We start from the raw sequence: 23,719 nt of genomic DNA, 5'->3' as shown, positions 1-23,719 counted from the left end.
AAGTGTTGTTATTGTTTGCCGAGTTTATCAATGGCAGCTTGCGCCTGTGCTTTGTATTTCTCAGCTGTTGCTGTGACGGAAGCATTGTCCTTGATGATATCGTTCACAAAATCCCCGAAAGGGTATCCCGTGTAGGCATCATCCAGCAAGATACGGCCTGTTCCAGCGATGTGCTCGCGAATGATGGCAATATCCTTCTCGTCGGTATAACGACTTTCCAGATAGTCCTGACCTGGATACTCTTCGATCTGCGGGATGTCGAAGGTCTCTTCATAGATTTGGTAGACGATCTTTGGATCCTCCACACCTTTTGGAATGAATTTTGCCGATGCCGCGTTGTTTGCATACGTTACCTCTTTGCTGCCCTGTGGCCCATTCGGAATGGGTACAACACCGACAGCAAAGGTGAGATCGCCCAACTGCCATTCAGCAGCAGTGAACAGAGCAACGTCTCCATCCTTAAAAGTGTTGCTCTCCTCCCAGTTGGTTTTGTCACCGGTTTTGACCTTCACGACGTTTTCCACGTTATACAGGCGTTTAACGAATTCGGTTGCTTCAATCGTTTTCGGATCAGATAATCCTTCCTTGCTATTGGCATCATCCACGATGGTTCCACCATTTGCAGCGGTAAAATGGCGAACGACATCAAGGGCCCAGCCAGAAAATCCATATACATCTGTTTTGCCGTCATTATTGGTATCTTTGGTTGCCTGCTTGGCGAGTTCCATGAATTTGTCCCAATCCCATTCGCCCTGGTTATACAATTCTTGTGGATCAGGTAATGACAGTTTTTTGAACAAGTCTCGGTTATAGTGAAGTCCCAGACCAATGCTGGTTGGTGATTCGAAGGCATATTCATTGCCTGCAATAGCAGGAAACTTTGTGATCAGGTTTGCTTCCTGGTTGATGTTGTTCTCAGGTGAAGTGAATTCGGAGAGGGGCAACAGTTGCCCTTTGAGGATGGCGGGTAGTGCGGATTTGTATTCCATCTGAACGATGTCGGCGAATGGTTCGCCGGCCAGTGCAGACGTGGTAAATTTGTTCATGTATTCTTCGAAAGGTACGTTGACGAACTCCAGTTTTACGTTGTATTTCTTCTCGACCTCTGCAATTTTATCGAGTCTGGCCTTATCGGAGGCGGTCTCTCCCGCCGGTTTCAGATCCCACCAGGCAGCAACCTTGATGACACGTCCACCCAGATCAGGCACATTTGCCACAGCTTCTTCCACTACGTCCTCTTTCTCTGTTTCAGCGACTTCGGTGCTGTTACCTGAGTTCGTTGTTCCCTCTGTTTCGCTTCCCGTCTGTGCTGTCCCCCCAACACTGCAAGCGGATACAAAAAGCATCACGGCCAATAACATCAGAGGTACAACATTCCATCTTCTAATCATGTTTTTAACAACCTCCCCGAATGTGTATACCAATCATGGTTCACCCTAAATCGCTAACCCCACTCAGAAACCAATCAAAAATAAACAACCACCACCATTTGTTATTTTATCGTTTGTTTTTGACAAACAAAATTTAACACAGCAAAATGTAAGCGTCAACATTTTTATTGTTAACATTTTCTATTTATTCTGATAAAATGCTGATAATATGGTTAAAACCCTGTTTTCACGCTTACTAAAATCCTTATTCCTAAGTACACCTTATTAAAATCATAAATATAACTTTTATTATTTTGTTATTTTTAAATAATAACAAAATAATAATTTTACAGACAAAATTCGTCATTCTATCTGAAAATGTGCTTATCTTCACGTGGATTGCGTATCCTGAAATGCTGTGCTTCTCTAACATTTTGAATTCTCTGTCCGTTATTAGATTAAGAGAAATACATCATGCTATACTAGAATCAGTTGGATATCGCTCCAAACAAGGAATACGGCAGAATTACGAGTGTAAGGATGGTATGATGAAAACGAAGGTAACAATTCAGGAGATTGCACATTTTACAGGTTTGTCGAAATTCGCGGTGTCACGAGCTTTGTCTGGAAAATCGGGAGTCAGCGATCAGACGAGGGATGTCATTCTCAAGGCCGCTGGCAAACTTGGGTATTTCAAAGATAACAGCCTCTTGTCTGGTGAACTGTCTCACAACAGTGAATCACATGACTCTAAAAACACACGTTCAAGCGGTACCATCTTGATTTTGTTTCCCAATGTTCGATACCAAAATCAGGACTCCGTATACTGGGGACCCGTCTTTAACGGGATTTCTTCCAAGCTGAACCAAAAAGGCATTAATATTCTAACCTTGACGGAACCATCAGCAGACCAGCTATTCACCCTACTCAACCCGGATGCCATTCGTGGAATCATTACCGTTGGCTCGATCTCGACCCCGATTCTGCTTGAAATCAAGCGGCTCAGTATTCCGGTTGTCATGGTCGATCATCTGGACCCTGTTTTTCACAGTGACAGCATATTCACCGATAACTTTGCATCCATGCGGGAGATCATGCTCTATTTGCTCCGCAAGGGCTTCAAAACTTTCCAGTTCGTTGGAAATATCGGAGATGCTCAAAGCTTCTATGAACGCTGGATTGCATACACTTCTGTACTTATGGGCCATGGGATGGAAATAAGTCAGATTCCCGAGCTGAGCAATCAGGCATTGGATGAGTTCCGCCAGACGTTCACTTCGGTAATCCATAAGGATAATCTGCCTGAAGTGTTTGTATGTGCGAATGATTTTTATGGGCTATATACCATAGAAGCCCTTGAGAGTATGGGGATTCGTGTACCCGATCAGTGCGTTGTCACGGGATTTGATAATCTATACGACCATATCCCATTACTGGCTACAGTCAATGTGAACAAGGAATTGCTCGGTGCGCGTGCGGTGGATCAGATGTTATGGCGCATAGCGAATCCAGAAAGCAACGTCGAGAAAAAGTTGATTCTTGCTGACGTCATCATCCGTGAACAGTTCGGCAGGCATAGCGGATAAAAGCAGAATATATGGTGGTAAATATGTGTGAATACACATATTGAAGCATGCATGGAATAAAGTTTGTGTCCACACAGAACCACACGCCAAACACCCCTATAACCGTATTTGAGCGGCTATCGGGGTATTTGCATTGTTGTATGTTGTGTTCTACGTATCTGTACGCACATCATCCCACTCCTGATCCAGATAACAGATCAGCCAGTTCAAAGCACGGTGACGTTCATAAGCCACTCCACCATTCAAGCCGGCGGGAGGTGTTTTGTCATTGACACGACTATCCACACACACCCAGTTATAACGGTAGATCAGATCTGCTTCATCCAGAATCTCGCTCTTGCTACGCAGAGATGCACCGGAGAGAAAGTCGGCAAAGCTGTCCTTCTGTTGCAAATAACCGACATCCTTCCCTACGTTACACAACTCCGTTGGTGCACCCAATTTCTCCACATAACCAAGCGCCCACAACATGACGTGGTACGCCTCATATCCCCAAGAGAAGGCGATGATCTCCTGCTGCTCCGCTCCGTGTTGGTCGATAAACTTCTTCTCTATGGGTGAAAAAAAGGAGTCCGCCTCATACTTGTCGATCACTTCCTGAACCAGAGCTGCGGTATCGTCCGCGCTTTCGCCTGCTCCCAGACACTCTCCCTTCAGCGCGGCAAGACACAAGGCAACCGCACGGCGCGCGACTTCCTCTTTACTCCGAATGGTGGTATGCTCTTCTCCGGCCCTTGCAGGCAAGTTCGCATTATAAGGAATGCCTTGTTCCGTCAACCGTTGCTCTGAACGGGCTTTACGTTGAATTGCAGACTCTGTCTGGGTTCCAGCATCGTCCAGGAAACTGGTGTGCGCTGTCACCGTGTAATCCTCCACCTCAGATTCTCCATTCACGTCCAGCAATAACTGGCCATGTGAATTCAGCAGAGATCCTCCTCCCCAGAAAATGACGGCATCCAGAGCATCCGCCAAGCGCAGCAATTCGCCGAAGAATTCTTCCGAGATATCCTCTTCTGTCTCAATACCAATCACCATGTTCAGTGTGGAACATTTAATCAATACCTTTTCCTGGAGCGAAGCATTGCGCCCCTCAATCTGACTCAAAAATCCAAGCATCCCCTGAATCATGGTCGTAAATTCCTCAGGATGTGTCTGGCTGGTCATGATATTAAAACCTTTGGTTTTTTTACTCAGCCATTTTTTCTGAGTCACTTGAATATGGGTCTTGTCTTCCCTGCGTTTAATCGTACCCTCAGGATAAATGGATTGAATCACTTCAAACAGCTGATCCAGGTCAAACTGAGAGCTGTATATTGCACAATTTCTCATGAAGTTCACCCTCTCCGTTTTCGTGTAAATGTTCAGTTGAACATATATGACTAATCCTTATACGGATCGAATTCATTACCTCCGGCCATGGCGACACCAACGGGACGTAGCAGATGGTTGATTTTCAGCGTATTCGCATGTGCGTTCAGTACGTCTTGCAGTTTCTTATACACAAACGGACTTTCGTCCGTGCCCGCTCCCCGCAGTTCCACACCATAGGCGCGAATCGCCTCATGCATCTGTGCTTCGCTAATCTCACCGCCCATGCGTGTGCGCAGCTTGTAATTCATTTTGCCAGCCGCCTGGGTTCGGCTCATCGTGCGCCCTGCCCCATGTACGGTGCTGCGGAATGACTCGGTATTCTCTTCGCTGTGGATCCCCTCCACAATCACCGAGATATCACCCATACTACCTCCGACAAAACCGAGCTGCCCAGGTGCCAGTGGCGTTGCACCTTTGCGAACCACGACGACCTCTTCACCCATATGCTGTTCTTTCCAGGCAAAGTTGTGATGGTTATGCACGGTGTATTCAGCATTTGCCCCGAGAATTCCAAGCACCTGTTCAATGACATAATCACGTCCTGCATAAGCGTATCTGCCCGCCAGAGTCATTCCATCCCAATACATATCACCCATTTCGCTGTTCAGGTTAAACAACGTAGGCGGTTGATCCATGGATTCACCCGGCGCTTTGCCACTGAACTGACGCCCTGCGGCCAGGTTAAGGAACCCACTCGCCACTTTGTGACCGAACCCGCGGCTGCCAAAATGATTCGCGATCCACACCTTTCCCGTGGCCTCTTCTACAAAAATATCCACGAAATGATTGCCACTGCCTACGGTTCCAAGTTGGTTGCGTGCGAGCGTCTTCAGCTTATGCTGTAATCCCGGTTCAATGGTATCAAACAGCTTCCAGCTCGCGTCGTCGAACAGTTCATGATCCACGGGTGTTGGATTGTTACGACCCACGCCGAAAGATATATTCGAATTGATGTCATCCATAATCGTCACAATCTGATCCCGAATATCATCCCACATCAGGTTGGTGCGCACAGCCTTGTTACCACAGGCAATATCATATCCGACACCTGACGGACTGATCATATTCCGATAAGCGACAACACCACCGATGGGTTGCGAGTAACCTTTGTGGTGGTCGGCCATCAGAGCCACACCCAAGACATCTCCATATTGCGAGCAAGTCACCGCCTGACTTACGGCGTTCTCCAGCGGCTCCCCCCAGACTTTAATGTTATCTACGATACGCATGATTGTGTTAACCTCCTATGTATTATTTTGAATATTTCATCTTCAATTTTTGTCTATTACTTTCATTAGTTTAACAAAGATCAGCGTGGCTCGAAACGTTCTTATTTCTTCATATCACCGATTATCTACACAATAAAAAAAGAGAGCTCGGCTCCCTTTTATCACACGGTTGGTACCTATTCACTTCTTGCTAATCTTAAATTTGAACGCCCAGGTCGCTGTGTTACCAGAATACCGACCTCTGTTCTCGGTCACCACCACAGAAAGCGTCTTGTTGGTTGACTTGGAGAACGAAGATAGTTTGACGTTGGTACTTTTACTCCCGTAATCGGGAATTTTGTCCTGTTCTTCAGCGATGGCCTCCAGTTTCAACGTACCTGTAGACTTCAGATTTAAGGTGACCGATGAACCCTCTTCCAGATCTTTTCCATTCACACTTGCTCCGATGGCCCATTCATTACCGACAGAGTTGTTCTCGACAAGCTCTGCGCTCACCAACGTCACGGTGACCTTAACCGTTTTGGCGGCAGCATAGGAGGTTGGGGAACATACGGCGAATACCAGGCTCAGAATCATGAAAACATTAGCCCATTTTTTGAGCACGAGAGTGCCTCCCTCTTATTCGTTTCATTTGTTAAGACTATGCCTTATTCGCCATGTTCCTTAAGTAATCCTTCCACTTGTGTAAAATATTCTCACTTGAATTATGTGTTCAAAAAGTGCGGTTTTCAGTACCAAGAAGATGGGATGAAGCTAGAAATGGAGTAGCAGAGCGTAGAGAAAACTACGTGAGCAACGGACATTTCGGCTGAATTCCATATTCGATGCTGAGATGCCACCAGGCATTCTTCGTAATCAAAATTGCACTTTTTGAACAACCTCTTGAATGGTTTTTTAAAGATGCTTCCGGTAACCCTGAACCTTCTCATCCTTGAAACCCAGCTTCTCATAAAATATATGCGCTTCCTTGCGCTGATCGCCAGACACCAGAATCATGTAACCACAACCCAGATCTTTGGCAATACGCTCAATCTGGAGCATCAATCTCTGCCCAATGCCCTGCCTGCGCACCTGATCCGATACAATCACATTCTCCACAACCATGAATGGTTTGCATGGACCCACCAGATCCATACACTCAATCCCCATAACGGACCCAACCAGTTTGCCATTGTAAAACGCACCAAGCACATGATAATGGGGATTCTGCTGTATGTAATGGAACATCTTTTTCATCTGCTGCTCATTGGTAGGCGTTCCCATCAACTCATTGTATAGCTGGCTTAGTGATGGTAAGTCTTCAAGTCCGATTTCTTTAATGGTAACCATCGTCATCCTCCTGATTTTATCCTATTTCGCGTATGTTCTCTTACGTGAGGTCCTTCTTAAAATAATAATGACTATGTCCAGTCGGTGCATTCTCGATCGTTGTGATCAATTGGTATCCGTGCTTCTTGTAAAATTCTGGTGCTTGATAGGAAAAGGTATTTAACATGATAAAATCACAAGATTTCTCTCGTGCAATTCGCTCGACTTCAAGCAACAACTGTGAACCATATCCCCGATGCCGCTGTTCAGAATCGACCCAGAGAATATCAACCTCCAGCCAGTTCCAGCAAAGTGTACTAATCACACCTGCAACAATCTCGCCAGTCTCATTTTGGATATTGAAATTCAACTCCTCGTAACGATGCCTTAATTCCTCGCCCACATGTGCAGCATTAAATGCAACAAGTTGCTGGCGAACATAATCTGAATCCTCTGAAGTACTTGGATTGATATTTCCTTTAGACATCCTCTTCTCCCCTATCATCATTACTCACAGCCTCATTCATTTCTTGCATATTTTAACATAAAGTTATCTCACACAAAATAAAAACAACGAACCTTCCATATAGGAAGGCACGTTGATGTAACTTGCATTAGTTCACATATGCTGTTCTAAGTTACGCTACTCTATTCCTCTCAGATCAACGTACACGTGACCTACACCGGTTTTGCCCAAAGGGTCGGTAGCTTTCACCTCAATCCGAATAGGCTCACTACTCGTCCCCAGTGCAGTAACGTATAGTTTCTGTCCAATCATTCTGACATCTGCCAGTTGTGGATCAGGGGAGTCAGCCTCTAGTGTGAGAGTTGATCTAACGTCATCTTCATCCTCAAACATAAAGGACAGGTCAATCTCAACCTCATCCCCATGAACATAAGCGGTATTACCCGCAGGTGCCTCTACCAATACAGGAGACGCATCATCGAAGTCATACCTGTCCAAACGTTGCAGCAACGTGTGATGCAGTGTGAAGTCAGGCTCTTCTCTCAGTGTTATGGGATTGTTACTCACATCCAGGTATTGCAGATCAGGTAATCCAGCAATTCCAACGGGTAAATGAACAAGCTCATTACTGTTCATATCCAGTTCTTGCAAGGAGTCTAGTCCGCTCACATCCAATAAAGCAAGTCGATTATTCGCAAGATTCAGATACTCCAGCTGATCCAGTCCTGTCACATTAATTTGCGCAAGTTCATTACCGGATAAATCAAGCCAATTCAAGCGATCAAATCCAGAGGCATCTGCTTTGCTTATTTCATTTCCAGAGAGGTCGATTTCAGTTACGTTCAGCCCTTTGAATATCTCGACACCTGTCAGATCGGAAATGCCCGCATTTCTGGCATACAATCCTCCATTGGTCTGAATGAGAGCTTCCACCAATTCATCTTTGGTCAGTGGATCATCCACATCCTTTTGCAACCAATACGCAATAGCTCCAGCCAAATATGGATCAGGAAATTGACAACTTATCGTATTGGCCTGTACCTTAACGTTGAGTTGTGCCGTGACACTGGCACCCTGGACATCAGCTGCTTTGATCGTCAACGTTGTTTCTCCAGCAGCCTGTGGAACAAGTCGAATCACTTTTTCTACGACAGTAGAGGAAACGATGGTTGCATCTCCGGTTATGACACTGAATTGCAATTCATCACCATCTGGATCACTAAAATACGTGGAGACATCCAAGTCCAATGCGGCATGATCTAGTGTAAGTTCCTGATCAGGCAAACCGCCACTACTAACCAGTGGCGCCCTGTTCCCCGTACCTGGATTGGACGGAGTGGAAGGATTCGTTGGCGTAGTTGGCGCAGATCCACCTCCTCCACCCGTACTTCCAGTTCCATTCCCTGGTGTCACCCCGGAATTACTGTTTGCGTTCCCTGTACCGTTCCCTGCGCTATTGCCGCCTGAAGTTGTACCCTGCACCTCAATTCCCTTTCCTGGCTCATCAGGATTGGATTCCGAGTTGGTACCCCCTTGGTTCGCAGCTTCATCAAGCACTTGAATGACTTCAGTTGTGCGTAGTGCGATCACAGCCATTTCCTGTCTGGAGGTAGAACGCTTCGGCGCAAAATTCCCATTGTCCCCTTTCAAGATTCCCAATTCAACAGCCTGTTGTACACTAGGCAATGCCCAGGCACTAATATCGGAAGTATCCTTAAATGACAACTCTTTGGTCAAATTTAATGTTTGATCATATCCTTTAGCCTTCAGAGCCCGAATAATTGTCGTTGCCAGCTCTTCCCTCGTTACCAGACCGGCAGGACGAAACGTACCATCGGGATAACCATTCATAATTCCTGCCACTTGAAGGGCATGAATATAGGTTCCATTCTCAGCGTTATGATCCAAATCCCTGAATAACAGATCTGGAAGCTGGACTGAGGACAACACGTTCAACTCCAATAGTTGAGCCAGCGTATACGCAAGGTCGCCTCTTGTTAACGTTGCGCTCGGGTTGAAATTCCCTGCTTTGTCCGCCAGAATCATCTGTTGCTCGGCAGCCCTTTCAATAGCTTGCTTGGCCCATGGTGCTGCCTGCTGCAAATCCCGAATGTTTACTGCATCAGTCGCTGCATGCACTGTCCCGGGAACAGAAATGACAGATAAAGACAGAAGGGCTGCCCAATAAGGCGAGACCTTACGGATCTTATTTTTCGTATGAACTTTACGTTTGGTTATTCGTGTTGACATCTCTTAACGTTACCTCCCACGTGAACATAACTCTGGTGTCAGCAAAGACTCGTCAGCGTTATTTGATTATCTTCATTGTAGGAGAGACCTTAACTCGAAAACAGTCTACAAAAGAGTAGACATCGTTTCACTACATCATAACAATCCCCGTTGCTCCGCAATCTGTACAGCATGAGTACGACTACTCGCACCCAACTTCGCGAACACTCGGCGAATGTGTGTATTAACGGTTCCGGGTGAAATGCCAAACTCGGCAGCAATCTGTTTGCTGGTCATGCCCTCAGCGATGTGACCGAATATTTTTTGCTCCATCGGGCTGAGTCCCACTTCCTTTGTATCCAGCTTCGCCTCTCCTACAGATGAGAGGCCTCTTAACCGTTTGTCTCTTGCGAAAGCAGACAATAACTGTTTCACATAAGCCATTTTCACACCATCATCGTGTATTGCCTTCGTGCGACGCAGAGACAGGTAGTCCTGTAACAGCCGCTTCATCTGTTCACCTTCAGCAACAAATGAACGGATATACCCTTCGGGTCCTCCCAGCACCAGAGCACGGGATAACGCCACAACACCGGCATCTGTAGATGCCTGCTTTTGCAGCATGATTGACTCTAGCAGAGCACACTCTACCTGTTCAGCAAGCAAGTCCCGTTCTTCAGCCAGTTTACGGATTCGTCTCAATTCCTCTCGTGCATGATCATACTGTTCAAGGATGATCATCGCACGTATGCGAACCATGGATCGAAAGATCTGATCACAGCTGATCTCAACAGCTGCATCTCCTTCGTTTGCAGGCTTAGTCAGAATGGTATGGGACGCTTCCACCGGACTCATTTCAATTAAAATTCGGTGTTGATGTGCTTCCAGTACTGGCTGCCAGTATTCCATGTCCTTCACAGATAATAAACCTGATACCTGCTGAAGCAGCTTCAAACCTTCTTCAGGTCGGCCCATTGTAAGTTCAAGTCTGGCCTTGAGTACATACGCAGGAACGAGCAGCGCAGCCACCTTGATCTGCAAAGCCACTTCAAGCGCTCGGTCCGCATAACTTATCGCTTCTACAATTCGATCCTGTTCCATTAAAATCTCACCATATCCAACACCGTAATAGGACGTCACGTAGGCATGTTCAGCATACCAACGTTCCGTAATCGCCCCGAAGCAAGCTTCCCCACGCCTCAAGTAGCCATTAACACCATGAAAACTGCGCAGGCGCATACTCTCTCTCCGGTCATAGTCCATATACTGAAAGGCAATATCATCGGGATATCCCTGATCAATATAGGACACCAAATAATGAGCCAACCCCTCCAAATCTCTGTTCAGATAGGCCATATAAGCTCGCATTACACATATAACTTGCAACAAATACTCGATAATCTCTGGTTCCAGCTGCCCTTGAAGATGCACCCGGATCACATGTTCCAGTTCATCAAGTTGCTTCACCATCTGTCCATAAGGCATTTCACGTGCAACAAGGAACAGATAAGACATATATAATTTGGGACGTGATTTCACGATCTCCAGTGGCACAACATCAAAGTATCGCCGGAGCGTCCACCACTCTCCCATAATAAAATGGGCGAACAACTCTTCCAGCAGTCTCGCTGCATCCTGCATATGCTGTCCGAGGATATAATGATCCAACGCTTCAGCCGTGTACCCTTGTCGCTCATACCAAACTGCAGCAAGAGCATGTAATTCATTTACTTGTTCTGTGCCACAACGATCCAGTTCACGCTTTAGAAATGCAGAGAACAAATGATGATAACGATACCAGTGTGCTTCCCGATCAAGTGGAACAAGAAAAAGATGCTCCTTCTCCAGTTGCCTTAACAATTGCGGAGCTTCCTGCATATTACTTAATACCTTACATAGACTGCTGTTCATTCTTCTCGTGATCGCTGTTCGGAGAAGAAATTGCTGCATTTGCGGTGACTGACGCTGGAATACCTCTTCGAGCAAGTAATCCGAAATCGTTCTCTCGCCAGTTGTTCCATAATCTTCACGAGACAGAGGTGATGATATCGAATTCATAGGGCTGACCGAAGCATTTCCACCCCATGCGTGAGATAAAGCGAGCAGCTTCAAACCGGCAGCCCAACCCTCTGTCTGCTGTACCCATCCACGCGCATCTCCCCCGGTAATATCCAGATGCATGATCTCTTGGCAAAATTCAATGCCCTCTTCTGGCGTAAATGCCAGTTCCTGAAGTGTAAATTGCTTCAACTCACCTCTCAGACGCATCTTTTCAAGCATGAACGGAGGATATGTGCGACTAGACAGGACCAGATGAATGGATAGCGGAAGATTTTCAATAAAGTACTGCATCTGTTCATGAATCTCCGGCTGGGTAACTGCATGATAGTCATCCAGAATGAGTAGCGCATGTTGATTGGTCTGGGCAACACGGTTCAGCAATAATATCAATGCCGACCTGGGATCTACCGGGTACCGTTGCAAAAAATGCGGCAGTACATCCCCGCAGAGACCCTTACTCACGCGATCCAGTGCATGAATAATGTAGAGCCAAAACTGAAGCGGGTCCTGATCTTTATCATCCAGGCAGACACAGGCTGCATGAATAGCTGCACTTCTCACCCAGCTACCTAAAAGTGTTGACTTCCCTGAACCCGCCGGGGCAGTCAACAACGTGACTTTGGATTGGAACAATTCTTCGTGTTGCAAACTTAGCCGTGGACGTTCCATTGTGTCCGCTGGCAAAGGTGGAAGTTCCAGTTTGGTTGTTAAAATCATAAATTGAAGCCAGTCCCCGTGGTGACCAGCGGTATGTTCCTGTTGCATGAGATCCTCCTGAATCAGCACCGTTGTGCCTGTTTTCCGATTCATTTTATGTATATTCAGATATTCTAAGTATACAAGGAACCATGACTATGCCCCACATATTTTTGAACGGAAATCAACGACAAACAACCCCTGTACATGAAGTACAGGGTAACATTCGGATTATCAACCATTATCCGATTCTATTTTTCTGTCCGAAGCAACTGATAGTTCATTACAATATAATTCAATCCCGATAACAGCGTAACACCTGCCGCCAGCCATAATAGAATTAGGTCAACCCGCACCTCAGTCAGCAAACTGATCGGAACATTGTTCAACAAAATTGCAATAATCGCTGCCACCTGAAGCACCATTTTGATCTTGCCATATCGATCGGCTGCAAGAGCAATGCCCTGCTCCGTTGCCACCATTCGTAACGCTGTAATGACTATTTCACGCCCAATAATGATTACAGCAATCCATGAACTGATCATATTCTCCTGAACCATCAGGATTAATGCTACCGCAATCAACAGTTTATCCGCCAGCGGATCAAGAAGCTTCCCCAGATTCGTGATTTGATTATATTTTCTCGCCACATACCCATCCAATTTATCCGTACCTGCCGCTACTGCAAATATAATAAGTGCAAACAACAAGCTACTCTGATTAAGGAAACAGAGCATAAACAATGGAATCAACGCAATTCTTGCCAACGTGATTTTATTTGCATAATTCATTGAACATCACCTCTCCTCGATTCAAATGTTATCCGTGGATCAGATTCCGTGACTCTATCATCATTTCGACTCAATTCCATTATCATCCTTTTTTCACGAGGTAATGTACTTAGAAAAAAAGAACAGTCTGTATATATTACAGCTGCCCTTTACTCAAACTATTTTTGTTATATCAGCATACGCCCGATCCAATTCTACAAAGCTTCCTTAATCACCCGTTTATAATACCACACAGACAACAGACCAAAGATCGAATATAACAATGTATAGACTATCATGACAATAACCGTAGGTGTCGCCAGCTCCGTCCCAAAGAAAAACCAACCTGATTTCACGGCAAAGTAACTATGGCTCAATCCTACCATGAGTGGAATACCGAAGTTAAACAACTGCTTGATCTGAATGCCACGCAACAGATTGCCTTGCGTAAATCCGAGCTTTCGCAGAATGGTATAATTGCCCTTCTCCTCTTCACTCTCATTCATTTGTTTAAAGTACAGGATACATCCTGATGTAATTAAAAACGTCAAACCGAGGAATCCAACAATGAACATAATTAGGCCCATCGTGTTACGTTGGTTATTTCTGAACTCAACCTGGGAGAAACTTGGGGCTTCCAACTGCTGCTCCTTATATACGGCATAGGCATCTTCAGCCTGCCCCTCGTTCACAATACGTACACCATAGTAGTCAGCCCACTCGACTTTCTGCAGCTCGGGATCGATATCCTGCTTCAGTTGCTGATATACCGTCTCATCCACGACCGCTACAGGCGTGCCCCTAGTATAGTACGTGGGAAGGACGCCTTGTTTAGTTGTTCCGATCAGTTGTTGTGCCAGCCTATGTTTCAACCCGTGCAAGACGATTGGACCTTTCTCCTGAATGGAAATTAACTGCTGAATGGCATTTCCATATCCCATGAAGACCACTTCACCTGCTTGCACATCAATGTTATCTACCATGTTGTCACTCAGCACACTGCTGAACAACAGCTCCTCCATTGCGGAGTCATCCATCACTTCCTGTGCATCGATTTCAATATAGATAGGCTCTCTATGCTTCTCTTCATAAGCAATCTGTTTGTGTTCCAACTCCGCTACAAAACGACTTTTCACATCCACCTGAGCAAAAGAGAAATCCTCCGGCAAACTTTCCTTAGCCTGAGCCTCTGCCGAATAATATGAAATGTAACTGAGTGACAACATGCCAATCGCAAGCGCAGATACGGTTGTAATAATCGTGAGCAGCAAGGCATTGGACTTCATGCGGAACATAATTGAAGATAACGATAACACCTCATAAATGGATAGGTAGCCGTTTTTGCTTTTGCGAATCAGATTAAAGATAAAACTTACCGACCCCTTATAGAACAGGTATGTCCCCAGTATGACCGAGAACAGAATCAGGATCATCGTATACATCAACTGCTGCATATCCATTGCCTCACCACTGAACAGCCGAGCAGACACGAAGTATCCATACACCATCAGGGCAATGCCCAAGACGCCAACAATCATCTGTCCAAACGACATCTTCTGCACCTGCTGCTCCGAAGTGGATGACACCCGAAAGAGCGAGAGAATACTCTGGCGCTTGATAAAGATATAATTCATCAGCATAATGAGCAGATACATGATCGTAAAGACGATCACCGTTTGCAGCAGTGCCATCGGAGAAAAGTACAGTTTGGTAATCGCATCCACACCGAGAATTTTGAACAATATCATCAATACAAGCTTGGACGCAAGAAAACCAATCAACACACCAATGGCCATGGAGCAAAAATAAAGGATACTGTTCTCGGCGCTCAAAATACCAAAAATTCTGCCCTTCGTCAGTCCAATCAACTGAAATAATCCAATTTCTTTGCTGCGTCGCTTAATAAAAATGGTATTGGCATATAACAGAAAAATACCGACAATACCGATTAATAATACCGAAGATGCGCCTATGGCTGCCGCACCTTTTGTTGAAGCAGCTACCTCATCCATGGAAGGATCATACTGTAACGTCACAAAGGAAAAATACAAAGCCACACTGAACACAAGCGCAAATACATAGAGATAATAATTCTTCAAGTTTTTCCTGAGATTACGGAAGATAATATAATTCAAGCTCATTGCTGCACACCACCCAATACGCCCTGGGTTTTGATAATGTCATTAAAGAACGATTGCCGGGACTCGTCTCCTTTATTCAGCTGGGTGTAGATCTGACCGTCTCGAATGAAGATCACTCTGCTGCAATAACTTGCAGCAACCGGATCATGGGTAACCATAATAATGGTTGCCTTTCGGGTACTGTTCATCTCACTTAACTTGCCGAGCAGATCGGAGGCAGACTTGGAATCGAGCGCTCCGGTTGGCTCATCCGCAAAGATGATACTTGGCTCATGGACAAATGCTCGTGCTGCTGAAGTCCGCTGCTTCTGCCCACCTGAAATCTCGGATGGATACTTATCCTTCAATTCGTAGATGCCCAGTTCATTGGCAATCTGTTCAAACTTCCGGTGTGCCTCCTGTTTTGGAATACTCGTGATCGAGAGCGGCAATAATACATTTTCCTTCACCGTAAGGGTATCCAGCAGATTATATTCCTGAAAAATAAAGCCCAGATGATGTTTGCGGAACTCAGCCAGCTGTTTCTCCTTCATTCCGGTGAATTCCTTGCCCTCAATATCAATCGTGCCCTGGCTCACCCGATCGATGGAGGAAAGTACATTAAGCAGTGTCGTTTTACCCGAACCCGATGGCCCCATAATACCGACAAACTCTCCCTTGCTTACCCCGAGATCAATCCCCTTCAGCACTTCCTGTTTATTCAGTTTATTACCATAGACTTTATGAATTTTTTTGGCTTCCAGTATCCACATATCCCACTCACTCCTCTTTGAACTTCTGCAAAATGCCCATGTCTATATCATAGGCGGGATGTGCAGTGTTATCGTGTGATTCACCGAACAAAACCAAAAAGCATGTGACATTATTGTCACACGCCTGCAAGATGCACCATGTCGTTCTTTCGCGGAAAAGTAAGTGTGACGGTAGTGCCCTCGCCAGGAGAAGACTCTACATGAATGCGCATATGAAGGGTTTGGACGACCTGACGAACCAGATACAGCCCCATCCCAGTCGCCGCTCCATCCATTCTGCCTCGGGTAGACGTAAATCCTTTATCAAATATACGCGGCAGATCCTGAGCCTCAATCCCTCGCCCGTGATCCTTAATCATCAGTATGACATGTCCATCCTGTTCCCGACTTTCAATGAGGATGTCCGATGAATCGCTATATTTCACCGCATTGCTCAACAACTGCCGGAGGATGAAGCCTAACCATTTGCTGTCTGTGAGCACACGCGATACCATCAACGACACATCAAAGCCAATCCCCTTGGATATGCACCACGATCTCAGTGCTCGAATCTCACTATTCAATATCGGTTCAAATTCCGTCTCTTCGATGAACAGATCATTATGCATGAACGGAATCCGCTTCTGATGAAGCTGCTGATCCAGCAACTGATGGATTCGTAACCATTCATATGTCATTTGGCTCCGTAGCTTATCATCTGGCAAGCGCTCGATCATCAGTTGCAACGCAGTCAGTGGGGTCTTCACCTCATGAATCCAGGACAACATCTCGTCCTTCTCCTGTTCCAGAGCGATAAAATGATGTGACGACTCCTTACGATATCGCTGTGTCTGGGAACTGAGGGCCTCATGTACGATCTGCTCATATGGACTTTCGGCGATGTCGAGTTCTCCCAGATCATAGGTATGATCCCAGGTGCTCAACTTTTTATAGAAACGAGTCTCTTTCAGATATCTCGCCCAGATAAAAACAAGACAGACCACCACATTCAGCACTACGATATACACCACAGATTGGAATGGAATGGACGAGTCCAGGTAAGCTACCAATAAAATAATAAGTTGTATGCTTACCAGTAGACATAACCAACTAGCCCTTTCTCGTATGTACTTCATGCTTCTGCCTCTTCCGTTGCCATGTACCCCTGACCTACCTTGGTTTCAATGTATCGCTCCAAGCCGATGGGTTCAAGCTTCTTCCGTAACCGATTAACGTTAACCGTCAGCGTATTGTCACTCACGAAATGCTCGTGATCCCACAAGCTCCGGATGAGATCCTCACGGGTAACGATCTGATTTTTGTGCTCCACCAGCACTTTAAGGATGAACATCTCATTTTTGGTTAACAAAACAGATTCATCCCCGCAAGTGAGTGTATTTTTCACATATTCAATTGCAGCACCGCGCCAAGTCCGGAGTTCAATATGCTCTGTATTGTAGTTGTACACCCTCCGCAGAGTTGCCTGAATCTTGGCAATCAATACATCGAAGTGAAACGGCTTCTGGATAAAATCGTCTGCACCCAAATGCATGGACATGACCATATCCGCAGGATGATCCCGTGAGGACAAAAAGATAATCGGCACATTGGAATGCGAACGAATGATCCGACACCAATGGAACCCGTCATATTGGGGCAGCTGAATATCAATAATGACCAATTGCGGCTGAATTACGCTGTACTCCTGCAATACCTTGCCAAAGTCCTGCACACCATACACGTCATACGACCATTGGGATAACCGTTCCTTGATTTCATTAAATAACGATTCGTCGTCTTCAATGAGCATAATTTTAAACAAGAGAGTTCACCACGTTTCTGTTCTTCTAAGGTTGATTGTGTCCATCCATCCGCTCGATCAACTGTATCGCGACGTCTCGTGGCGATCTTAATTGGCCTGCTTCATACACTTGATTGAACATGCCTGCAAGCGCAAACTCCTCTGTACTTTTGCCTCGTGCAGCAGCCTGTAACTCTGTATCGACCATCCCCGGATCAAAAACAATGATCTCAACAGGATTCTGTTGACCCGTTTGCTCCAAAGATACGCATTGGGTGAACATGTTCAGGCCTGCTTTGGATGTACAGTACACTGCCATTGAAGGCGCGGGATAACTTCCCGAACCCGATGAGAGATTAACAATTTTACGTCTGGCGGACAGGTGATTGGTTTGTTGAATAAAAGATGAGCTCAGTATCATTGGCGCTGCAAGACTGATGTTAAGACTCTGACTTATCTCTGCCGCACTGCATTGTTCTATGGGTCCTAGAGGCTCCAGCATCGCTGCATTATTAATGAGTCCAATGCAATCAGCTTCCTGAGAAGGGATTTCGTCCAATACACGTGTAACCATATCATCAATCCCCGTCAGGTCGGCTAGATCGTACTGAACATGATGGTAACGCCCGCTCCATTCCTCGCTTGATTCCAACTCGTGCGAATGCCCGCGTGAAATGCCATAGACCCAGTCTCCCCTGGCTAACAACAACTCCGCGAGCTGTTTGCCAATTCCTTTGGATGTACCTGTAATGATAAAATACCTCTGTCTCATATTCCCCCGCCTTCTCTCGCTCAATGCAGTATTAGTTAAACTCCACCCTATGACTTTATAACTCTATAACTACACGCCCGGTTTTCTCCACATGGTCACCCACAAAATGGGTAATCCAAAACAATTCTCATCCTGGCCCATCGCCTTCATAGGACGTAATTCCACGCATTCAAATGGATCTTGTAGTAAATAACGGAGCTTTTCCTCCGTAAAGGCCAGTCCGCCTTTCATCGACTTCTCTTGATATACCTGCCAATCATCCATGACGCTCTCCGGCCCACCTTGACCGCCAAAACCAGGAGCAAAACAGCTCATCCCAAAGTATCCTCCGGGCTTGAGCGCTTGGTGAATCATCTCTATGTAAGGAATCCGCTGATGAGGTAGCAGATGATGCAGACAACCCGAGTCGTAGACAAGATCATATTCTTGCTGCGGGGCCAGTTCGAACACGGAGCGACATTCAAAATGTACGTCCAGTTGCTCTTCTGCCGCCCTCTCCTTAGCCCAGGCAATAGCTGTCTTGGAAAGATCATAAGCATCTACCTGATATCCTTGGCGGGTCAAATACAATGCATTTCTGCCTGGACCACAACCCAGTTCCAGTGCCTTGCCACCTGCCAGCAAACCTGCGTTCACATGCGCTACCAGATTCTCATCCGGTTTGTTTGGGAAAAAGGGTATGGGTCTGTTCCGATCCTCATAGAAAGGCTCCCAAAATTGCTTGGCAGATCTGAAGTCTGCATCGAGCATATCATATAGATCCTGTACACTTTTAATCGTTTTTTCCACTACCACATTCCTCCTTAAATCCTCCACCCGAACCTTCAGTTCAGACCATTCATTCCTCGTCATTTTCATTAAATCAGCTACACTTTATTATAACATTTTTAACCATTAATCCTCTATTTTTCTTGTATTTTTCTACTTTGAAATATAAGATTTTTCCAACAAAAAAACGACCGACTTGGATGTCGATCGCTAACAATTGTAGCAGTTATGAGTTACAGTTTACTTCGCCCGTTCCATGACTGCAAAGTAATTTTTTTCGTTATCAGCAAAGTTGAAGACACGCCCCGTTGGCATCTCGACAATCTCTCCAACCGTTACATGTTTTCCAGACAAGTCAGCATATAGTTGATCCAGATTTTCGGTAAAGAACATTAATGATGGTGTGCCCAGATTTACACCCACCGACATCCGCTCGACAAACTCTTTGTCATGGAGAATAATGCTCGTCTGCGAATCTGGGGTAGGCGCAATCTCAATCCATCTCATGCCCTCGTCGAGGTTTACTTCATCCACAATGTGGAATCCTGCAACTTCCGTCCAAAATGCCAGTGATTCATCTTGATTGTTGACATACAACATAACCTGGCCAACTTTGCTAAACATGCATCATTCACTCCTCTGATCATCTAATCTCTCAACATCCTGCTTATCATTCTTCAACTTCCAATAGAGTATAACATGCAGGACAGCTTTTTCATTATCTTTCTTTGGCATTACACTGCTTTGATCGAAGTTTCAGATCAGACCGTTGTAGCGATCCTACTTTGGAGAATAGGAGCTTCCCCTTCACTATGCAGATAGGTTAAATTAGCTTAACAAATCAAGATCAGATTTTGAGTAAAATGGATTTCTTGAAGTTACTTATAGTGTTTTGACAAGAGCCAGCCTATGGAATCCCGAGGTATAATAATTCATATCAATACCTTCCTTTTGAAAATTCATTCGTTCATAAAATACGAGCGCTGCTTCATTTTCTGCATGATCAAGTGTGTAAAGCATGATATCACTACATCCAAATCCAGCTATTTTCATGCATATTTCAGTAATTAGTGTACGTGCTACACCTTGTCGAAGGTGTGATTTACACGTAACAATGCCAACGATTTCATATCGGTTAACCGTAGGCTGAAAGATATAACCAGCATGACCTATGACAACATCTGCTTCGTCAACCATGACATAATAAGCACTGATCCGTTCATCCATCATATTTAAAAATAAATCCCAGCGCGCAGGATACTGTTCGCGTATAAACGAAGGGAATTGAAAATTATGATCCGTCATCATTTTCAGCACTGCTGGCTGATCAATCGTTTGAAAAAGACGAATAGTCATCTTGCCACCCCCTCCCCTTAAAGATCACAGCTTCATAGAATCCAGCCAAATCCATGCTTGTCATTCCATCAAGTAAAACAAACGCCATTTTCATTGCCGCCACCCGTCCTCTCGTACCCGAATAATAAATAAAGTGTTTGATCAAAAGATCAAACACTTTGCCCAGGCGTACGGCATATAATATATGTGCTTCCTCGTGGTTCACTCCACGTTTACGCCAGTCACACACAATCGATATTTAACAACCAGTATCCATCACTCACACTATTGTATGCCTCTTAATTTCTTCGTAAGATAAAGTACAACATCGTCGTCCATAATCGTTTCTTCACCTGGCTGAATGTAATGATCGTGTCTGTGAACACCATGACCGTCCGGTATGTATCCGCGATGGGCATATAAAACTTGCGCTTTGCCATAATCGGAAAATACGCCTACACCAATACCTGCTACATCCGTTCGTTCCGAAATAACTTCCTCTGCGCGGTCCATCAACCGTGAACCAATACCTTGGCGCTGGAACTTGATCAGCACATTAAAATCGTTAATTTCAGGAATGCCTTGTTCCCTGAAAGAAGGGTATTTGGAATGCCACAATACATTCACGTATCCGGCAAATTCTCCATTCAACTCGGCTACCAAGGTTACACGGTCCCCATTCTGTTGTTCAGCCAAGTAATGAAGATACTGCTCAGCGTATCTCCCCCACCCCTGCTCCTGAAACGCCTTGGATATAATTACAGGATCACTCTCATTTAATAATCTGATATGTACAGTCATTAATAAATTCTCCTTAATAAGATATTTATCCTAACTAAATTTCCAGTCGATCTCGAAGCGATGTAATATGAGCAACATGGTGTTTGCCATGCCAAGCATACATGCCCAGATTATAATCCAGTCTCGTCGTTTCTTGCGATGAGGGATGATAGAATTGTTTGGCATAATCCGCATCTGTCAGTGCATTTAACAGAACCACCCACCGACGATGGAGCGCATCCAGAATTTGAAGTGAGAACTCAACATCCAGGTCCCTTGAATCACTCAGTTCAGCCCAACGCTCTTCATAATACGGTCGAATTGTAGGTGTATCCTCTGTCAGTGCCAACTTGAAACGAATCATACTGTTCATATGGCTGTCTGCCATGTGGTGAATGACCTGTTTGAGCATCCATCCACCTTCTCGATACGGCAGACTTAATTGCTCTTCACTCAGCCCCTTTACCGCTTCTCGCGCGCGTTCAGGTAGCTCAGCAATGTCCTGAATCCACTTCTCCCGCTGTGCCAAAGTAACTTCACCCGTGTGTACAAATGGGCCTATCGGAAATCGTTCGTCCATCCATTATTCCTCCTTGTTTGTATGATGAAAATAGCTCTTAATATTCTAACGTGCATATTCCATGAGCCAGCAGTCTCTCATCTGCCCTTCATGCAGCTCATGTTTCTCCAACAGCTTAATCCTTTGAAAACCACATTTCTCATAACAGGATATCGCTCGCAAGTTCCAGGATTGAGGGTCCATAACCACTTTACGGGCTTGTTTTTCATGAATGAGATAGGCCAGCATGGATTGTACCAGCAATGTTCCGATACCTTTGTTCCAATAATCTATCTCACCAATGAACTGATCCGTTCCATAGATGATCTCATCCGTGTCTCCATAACCATACTCCGTTCGTTCTTCTTCCTCAAGCTTATAGAACTGAATGTATCCTATGGGACTTCCTGCATACTCAACGATACAACGGGTAGCATCATCATCCTGATTGTAAAAATGCTCTCTTACCTGCTCCAGATCATGCGGCCGATCACGGCCTTCATAGTATTGAAGGACTTCCGGGTCAGTCAGCCACTTCACCAGCTGGTGTTCATCTTCTGTTTCCAAGAAACGTACGGTGATTCCGTTTGATTCATATACACTCATCACTCTGCATACTCCTTAATGATCTCCAGATTTTCACCCGTAACCCAACTTAGATCCTTCCCCAACAACTGCTCGTTGTGAACATAATACACGATGGGATTTTCAAGCGGTTGAGTCGTTCCATCCAAGGATCTGAGCGTAAACCTCAACTTGTAACTCCCCATCTCATCAGGGATTGCAAACCCTATCAGATTCTCAGCTGATTTCCTCGTTTTCCCCTGCACCTTCAGATACTCTTCCAGAATGACTTGATCAAGATAGGAGCTGCCAACAGACGAAGGCACGTACCACGCATTATCTTGTTCTTCAGTGAATGTGGCTCCTCCCCACCCCGGGACAACGGGATACACCATATGTTGATCTTTGTCTTCTCTTTTTCGCGTTATCTCTAACTCTACCTCAACTGCATCCGTATCAATCTGCCTGATGGTACCTGCCATCACAACATCTTTGGCATTCACACTTGGAATAACATAGCTATAGATGAGCAGAGTCACCAAGAATATGATCGTTATTCCCGTAATCCAAAATATTGTTCTTTTACGCATCTGTCTGCCTCCCGTCTGGTTAATCATACTTCTGGAGCAGCTCCTTCTCTGTTACAGATTGAGTTAACCTATCCAACTCAGGTGATGCCATCCAATCACTGGATGTATTCAATCCATGTTTGATTGTATGGATCGTGCTATGTGCAGACATATATATATTGTGGTGCACTCCAGGTTGGACAAAAATATGCTCCCCTTCACGCATCACTCGAATGGAAAACACCTGATCGTCTCCATAACTGGCATAAGCAATCCATCCGGATTGCACCACATAAAACTCCGTTAGACTGATATGTACATGACTGTTTTGCCATGCTCCCTGGGAAGAAGCAACGGTTCTGCAATAATAACTGCCATCTTCGGATATCATTTTATATTTCTGTTCCCCATTCGCCATCTGCTCAAAGCTGGTTTTGACACCCGTCTCACCATATTTCTGTTCTGAAAATTCTGTGTTCAATTGTCTTCATCTCCTGACAAAAAATCCCTTTAATCTAACATTCGACATCGACTAAGCGAATCTCCTGTTTGAATATGCGAATATCTTTGCCAAAATTTGAAACGCTTCTCTCCCAGCTTCCGTATTAAGGTC

At 45.2% G+C, this 23,719-nt stretch carries 23 protein-coding genes and 1 riboswitch; of the genes, 1 reads left to right on the top strand and 22 read right to left on the bottom strand.

Annotated features, from left to right (window positions below; genetic code table 11):
* Positions 1–8: 8 nt before the first annotated feature.
* The gene (locus MKZ12_RS08555; protein WP_339259931.1) at positions 9–1,391 is read right to left on the bottom strand and encodes an extracellular solute-binding protein; all 1,383 of its coding nucleotides are present in this window, start codon (positions 1,389–1,391) and stop codon (positions 9–11) included.
* A gap of 524 nt (positions 1,392–1,915) precedes the next feature.
* Here MKZ12_RS08555 and MKZ12_RS08550 point away from each other — a divergent pair.
* The gene (locus tag MKZ12_RS08550) at positions 1,916–2,956 is read left to right on the top strand and encodes a LacI family DNA-binding transcriptional regulator (protein WP_339259929.1); all 1,041 of its coding nucleotides are present in this window, start codon (positions 1,916–1,918) and stop codon (positions 2,954–2,956) included.
* Between the two features lie 150 nt (positions 2,957–3,106).
* Here MKZ12_RS08550 and MKZ12_RS08545 read toward each other — a convergent pair whose 3' ends face one another.
* From MKZ12_RS08545 to MKZ12_RS08445, 21 genes are all read right to left on the bottom strand, one after another.
* The gene (locus MKZ12_RS08545) at positions 3,107–4,285 is read right to left on the bottom strand and encodes a DUF4272 domain-containing protein (RefSeq protein WP_339259927.1); all 1,179 of its coding nucleotides are present in this window, start codon (positions 4,283–4,285) and stop codon (positions 3,107–3,109) included.
* Between the two features lie 50 nt (positions 4,286–4,335).
* On the bottom strand, positions 4,336–5,556 hold the full coding sequence (locus MKZ12_RS08540) for an RtcB family protein (protein ID WP_339259926.1): 1,221 nt from the start codon (positions 5,554–5,556) through the stop codon (positions 4,336–4,338).
* A gap of 180 nt (positions 5,557–5,736) precedes the next feature.
* The gene (locus MKZ12_RS08535; RefSeq protein WP_338592731.1) at positions 5,737–6,159 is read right to left on the bottom strand and encodes a hypothetical protein; all 423 of its coding nucleotides are present in this window, start codon (positions 6,157–6,159) and stop codon (positions 5,737–5,739) included.
* Positions 6,160–6,450: 291 nt separating this feature from the next.
* Positions 6,451–6,885, bottom strand: coding sequence for a GNAT family N-acetyltransferase (locus tag MKZ12_RS08530; protein ID WP_339240711.1), 435 nt, complete (start codon positions 6,883–6,885; stop codon positions 6,451–6,453).
* A gap of 40 nt (positions 6,886–6,925) precedes the next feature.
* Positions 6,926–7,351 carry a GNAT family N-acetyltransferase gene (locus tag MKZ12_RS08525; RefSeq protein ID WP_339259924.1) on the bottom strand — a complete coding sequence of 142 codons (426 nt, stop codon included), beginning with the start codon at positions 7,349–7,351 and terminating at the stop codon, positions 6,926–6,928.
* 156 nt (positions 7,352–7,507) lie between these two features.
* Positions 7,508–9,580: an S-layer homology domain-containing protein gene (locus tag MKZ12_RS08520; RefSeq protein WP_339259922.1), complete on the bottom strand. Its 2,073-nt coding sequence runs from the start codon at positions 9,578–9,580 to the stop codon at positions 7,508–7,510.
* 135 nt (positions 9,581–9,715) lie between these two features.
* Positions 9,716–12,385: a LuxR C-terminal-related transcriptional regulator gene (locus MKZ12_RS08515; protein ID WP_339259920.1), complete on the bottom strand. Its 2,670-nt coding sequence runs from the start codon at positions 12,383–12,385 to the stop codon at positions 9,716–9,718.
* A gap of 182 nt (positions 12,386–12,567) precedes the next feature.
* The gene (gene pgsA / locus MKZ12_RS08510) at positions 12,568–13,107 is read right to left on the bottom strand and encodes a CDP-diacylglycerol--glycerol-3-phosphate 3-phosphatidyltransferase (protein WP_339259919.1); all 540 of its coding nucleotides are present in this window, start codon (positions 13,105–13,107) and stop codon (positions 12,568–12,570) included.
* Positions 13,108–13,301: 194 nt separating this feature from the next.
* Positions 13,302–15,227, bottom strand: coding sequence for an ABC transporter permease (locus MKZ12_RS08505; RefSeq protein WP_339259916.1), 1,926 nt, complete (start codon positions 15,225–15,227; stop codon positions 13,302–13,304).
* A complete protein-coding gene (locus MKZ12_RS08500; protein WP_339259915.1) occupies positions 15,224–15,979 on the bottom strand; it encodes an ABC transporter ATP-binding protein in 756 nt (251 codons plus the stop codon). The genes MKZ12_RS08505 and MKZ12_RS08500 overlap by 4 nt, the downstream gene beginning before the upstream one ends.
* 116 nt (positions 15,980–16,095) lie before the next feature.
* A complete protein-coding gene (locus MKZ12_RS08495) occupies positions 16,096–17,094 on the bottom strand; it encodes a sensor histidine kinase (RefSeq protein WP_339259913.1) in 999 nt (332 codons plus the stop codon).
* On the bottom strand, positions 17,091–17,780 hold the full coding sequence (locus tag MKZ12_RS08490) for a response regulator transcription factor (RefSeq protein ID WP_091033021.1): 690 nt from the start codon (positions 17,778–17,780) through the stop codon (positions 17,091–17,093). The genes MKZ12_RS08495 and MKZ12_RS08490 overlap by 4 nt, the downstream gene beginning before the upstream one ends.
* Before the next feature lie 25 nt (positions 17,781–17,805).
* On the bottom strand, positions 17,806–18,531 hold the full coding sequence (locus tag MKZ12_RS08485; protein WP_339259912.1) for an SDR family NAD(P)-dependent oxidoreductase: 726 nt from the start codon (positions 18,529–18,531) through the stop codon (positions 17,806–17,808).
* Positions 18,532–18,600: 69 nt separating this feature from the next.
* Positions 18,601–19,320 (bottom strand): class I SAM-dependent methyltransferase, encoded by a 720-nt coding sequence (locus MKZ12_RS08480; RefSeq protein ID WP_339240693.1) that lies wholly within the window; start codon positions 19,318–19,320, stop codon positions 18,601–18,603.
* Between the two features lie 219 nt (positions 19,321–19,539).
* Positions 19,540–19,923 (bottom strand): VOC family protein, encoded by a 384-nt coding sequence (locus MKZ12_RS08475; protein WP_339259910.1) that lies wholly within the window; start codon positions 19,921–19,923, stop codon positions 19,540–19,542.
* Positions 19,924–20,181: 258 nt separating this feature from the next.
* On the bottom strand, positions 20,182–20,655 hold the full coding sequence (locus tag MKZ12_RS08470; protein ID WP_339259909.1) for a GNAT family N-acetyltransferase: 474 nt from the start codon (positions 20,653–20,655) through the stop codon (positions 20,182–20,184).
* A gap of 153 nt (positions 20,656–20,808) precedes the next feature.
* A riboswitch (ZMP/ZTP riboswitch) is annotated at positions 20,809–20,890 on the bottom strand.
* A 29-nt stretch (positions 20,891–20,919) separates the two neighbouring features.
* A complete protein-coding gene (locus MKZ12_RS08465) occupies positions 20,920–21,435 on the bottom strand; it encodes a GNAT family N-acetyltransferase (RefSeq protein WP_339240689.1) in 516 nt (171 codons plus the stop codon).
* Between the two features lie 34 nt (positions 21,436–21,469).
* A complete protein-coding gene (locus MKZ12_RS08460) occupies positions 21,470–21,994 on the bottom strand; it encodes a YfiT family bacillithiol transferase (RefSeq protein ID WP_339259907.1) in 525 nt (174 codons plus the stop codon).
* 45 nt (positions 21,995–22,039) lie between these two features.
* The gene (locus tag MKZ12_RS08455) at positions 22,040–22,579 is read right to left on the bottom strand and encodes a GNAT family N-acetyltransferase (RefSeq protein WP_339259905.1); all 540 of its coding nucleotides are present in this window, start codon (positions 22,577–22,579) and stop codon (positions 22,040–22,042) included.
* Positions 22,579–23,127: a hypothetical protein gene (locus MKZ12_RS08450; RefSeq protein WP_339259903.1), complete on the bottom strand. Its 549-nt coding sequence runs from the start codon at positions 23,125–23,127 to the stop codon at positions 22,579–22,581. The genes MKZ12_RS08455 and MKZ12_RS08450 overlap by 1 nt, the downstream gene beginning before the upstream one ends.
* A gap of 19 nt (positions 23,128–23,146) precedes the next feature.
* On the bottom strand, positions 23,147–23,587 hold the full coding sequence (locus tag MKZ12_RS08445) for a cupin domain-containing protein (protein ID WP_339259902.1): 441 nt from the start codon (positions 23,585–23,587) through the stop codon (positions 23,147–23,149).
* Positions 23,588–23,719: the final 132 nt, after the last annotated feature.

It is taken from the genome of Paenibacillus sp. FSL R5-0713, assembly GCF_037973325.1.
Classification (GTDB): Bacteria; Bacillota; Bacilli; order Paenibacillales; family Paenibacillaceae; genus Paenibacillus.
Note: the sequence above shows the minus strand (reverse complement) of the source record. Positions and strands in the feature narration are given on the sequence as shown.

Coding starts and splice junctions, on each gene's coding strand:
- MKZ12_RS08555 (WP_339259931.1), bottom strand. CDS start 1,391: ATGATTAGAAGATGGAATGTTGTACCTCTGATGTTATTGGCCGTGATG.
- MKZ12_RS08550 (WP_339259929.1), top strand. CDS start 1,916: ATGATGAAAACGAAGGTAACAATTCAGGAGATTGCACATTTTACAGGT.
- MKZ12_RS08545 (WP_339259927.1), bottom strand. CDS start 4,285: ATGAGAAATTGTGCAATATACAGCTCTCAGTTTGACCTGGATCAGCTG.
- MKZ12_RS08540 (WP_339259926.1), bottom strand. CDS start 5,556: ATGCGTATCGTAGATAACATTAAAGTCTGGGGGGAGCCGCTGGAGAAC.
- MKZ12_RS08530 (WP_339240711.1), bottom strand. CDS start 6,885: ATGGTTACCATTAAAGAAATCGGACTTGAAGACTTACCATCACTAAGC.
- MKZ12_RS08525 (WP_339259924.1), bottom strand. CDS start 7,351: ATGTCTAAAGGAAATATCAATCCAAGTACTTCAGAGGATTCAGATTAT.
- MKZ12_RS08520 (WP_339259922.1), bottom strand. CDS start 9,580: ATGTCAACACGAATAACCAAACGTAAAGTTCATACGAAAAATAAGATC.
- MKZ12_RS08515 (WP_339259920.1), bottom strand. CDS start 12,385: ATGCAACAGGAACATACCGCTGGTCACCACGGGGACTGGCTTCAATTT.
- pgsA (WP_339259919.1), bottom strand. CDS start 13,107: ATGAATTATGCAAATAAAATCACGTTGGCAAGAATTGCGTTGATTCCA.
- MKZ12_RS08505 (WP_339259916.1), bottom strand. CDS start 15,227: ATGAGCTTGAATTATATTATCTTCCGTAATCTCAGGAAAAACTTGAAG.
- MKZ12_RS08500 (WP_339259915.1), bottom strand. CDS start 15,979: ATGTGGATACTGGAAGCCAAAAAAATTCATAAAGTCTATGGTAATAAA.
- MKZ12_RS08495 (WP_339259913.1), bottom strand. CDS start 17,094: ATGAAGTACATACGAGAAAGGGCTAGTTGGTTATGTCTACTGGTAAGC.
- MKZ12_RS08485 (WP_339259912.1), bottom strand. CDS start 18,531: ATGAGACAGAGGTATTTTATCATTACAGGTACATCCAAAGGAATTGGC.
- MKZ12_RS08475 (WP_339259910.1), bottom strand. CDS start 19,923: ATGTTTAGCAAAGTTGGCCAGGTTATGTTGTATGTCAACAATCAAGAT.
- MKZ12_RS08470 (WP_339259909.1), bottom strand. CDS start 20,655: ATGACTATTCGTCTTTTTCAAACGATTGATCAGCCAGCAGTGCTGAAA.
- MKZ12_RS08465 (WP_339240689.1), bottom strand. CDS start 21,435: ATGACTGTACATATCAGATTATTAAATGAGAGTGATCCTGTAATTATA.
- MKZ12_RS08460 (WP_339259907.1), bottom strand. CDS start 21,994: ATGGACGAACGATTTCCGATAGGCCCATTTGTACACACGGGTGAAGTT.
- MKZ12_RS08455 (WP_339259905.1), bottom strand. CDS start 22,579: ATGAGTGTATATGAATCAAACGGAATCACCGTACGTTTCTTGGAAACA.
- MKZ12_RS08450 (WP_339259903.1), bottom strand. CDS start 23,127: ATGCGTAAAAGAACAATATTTTGGATTACGGGAATAACGATCATATTC.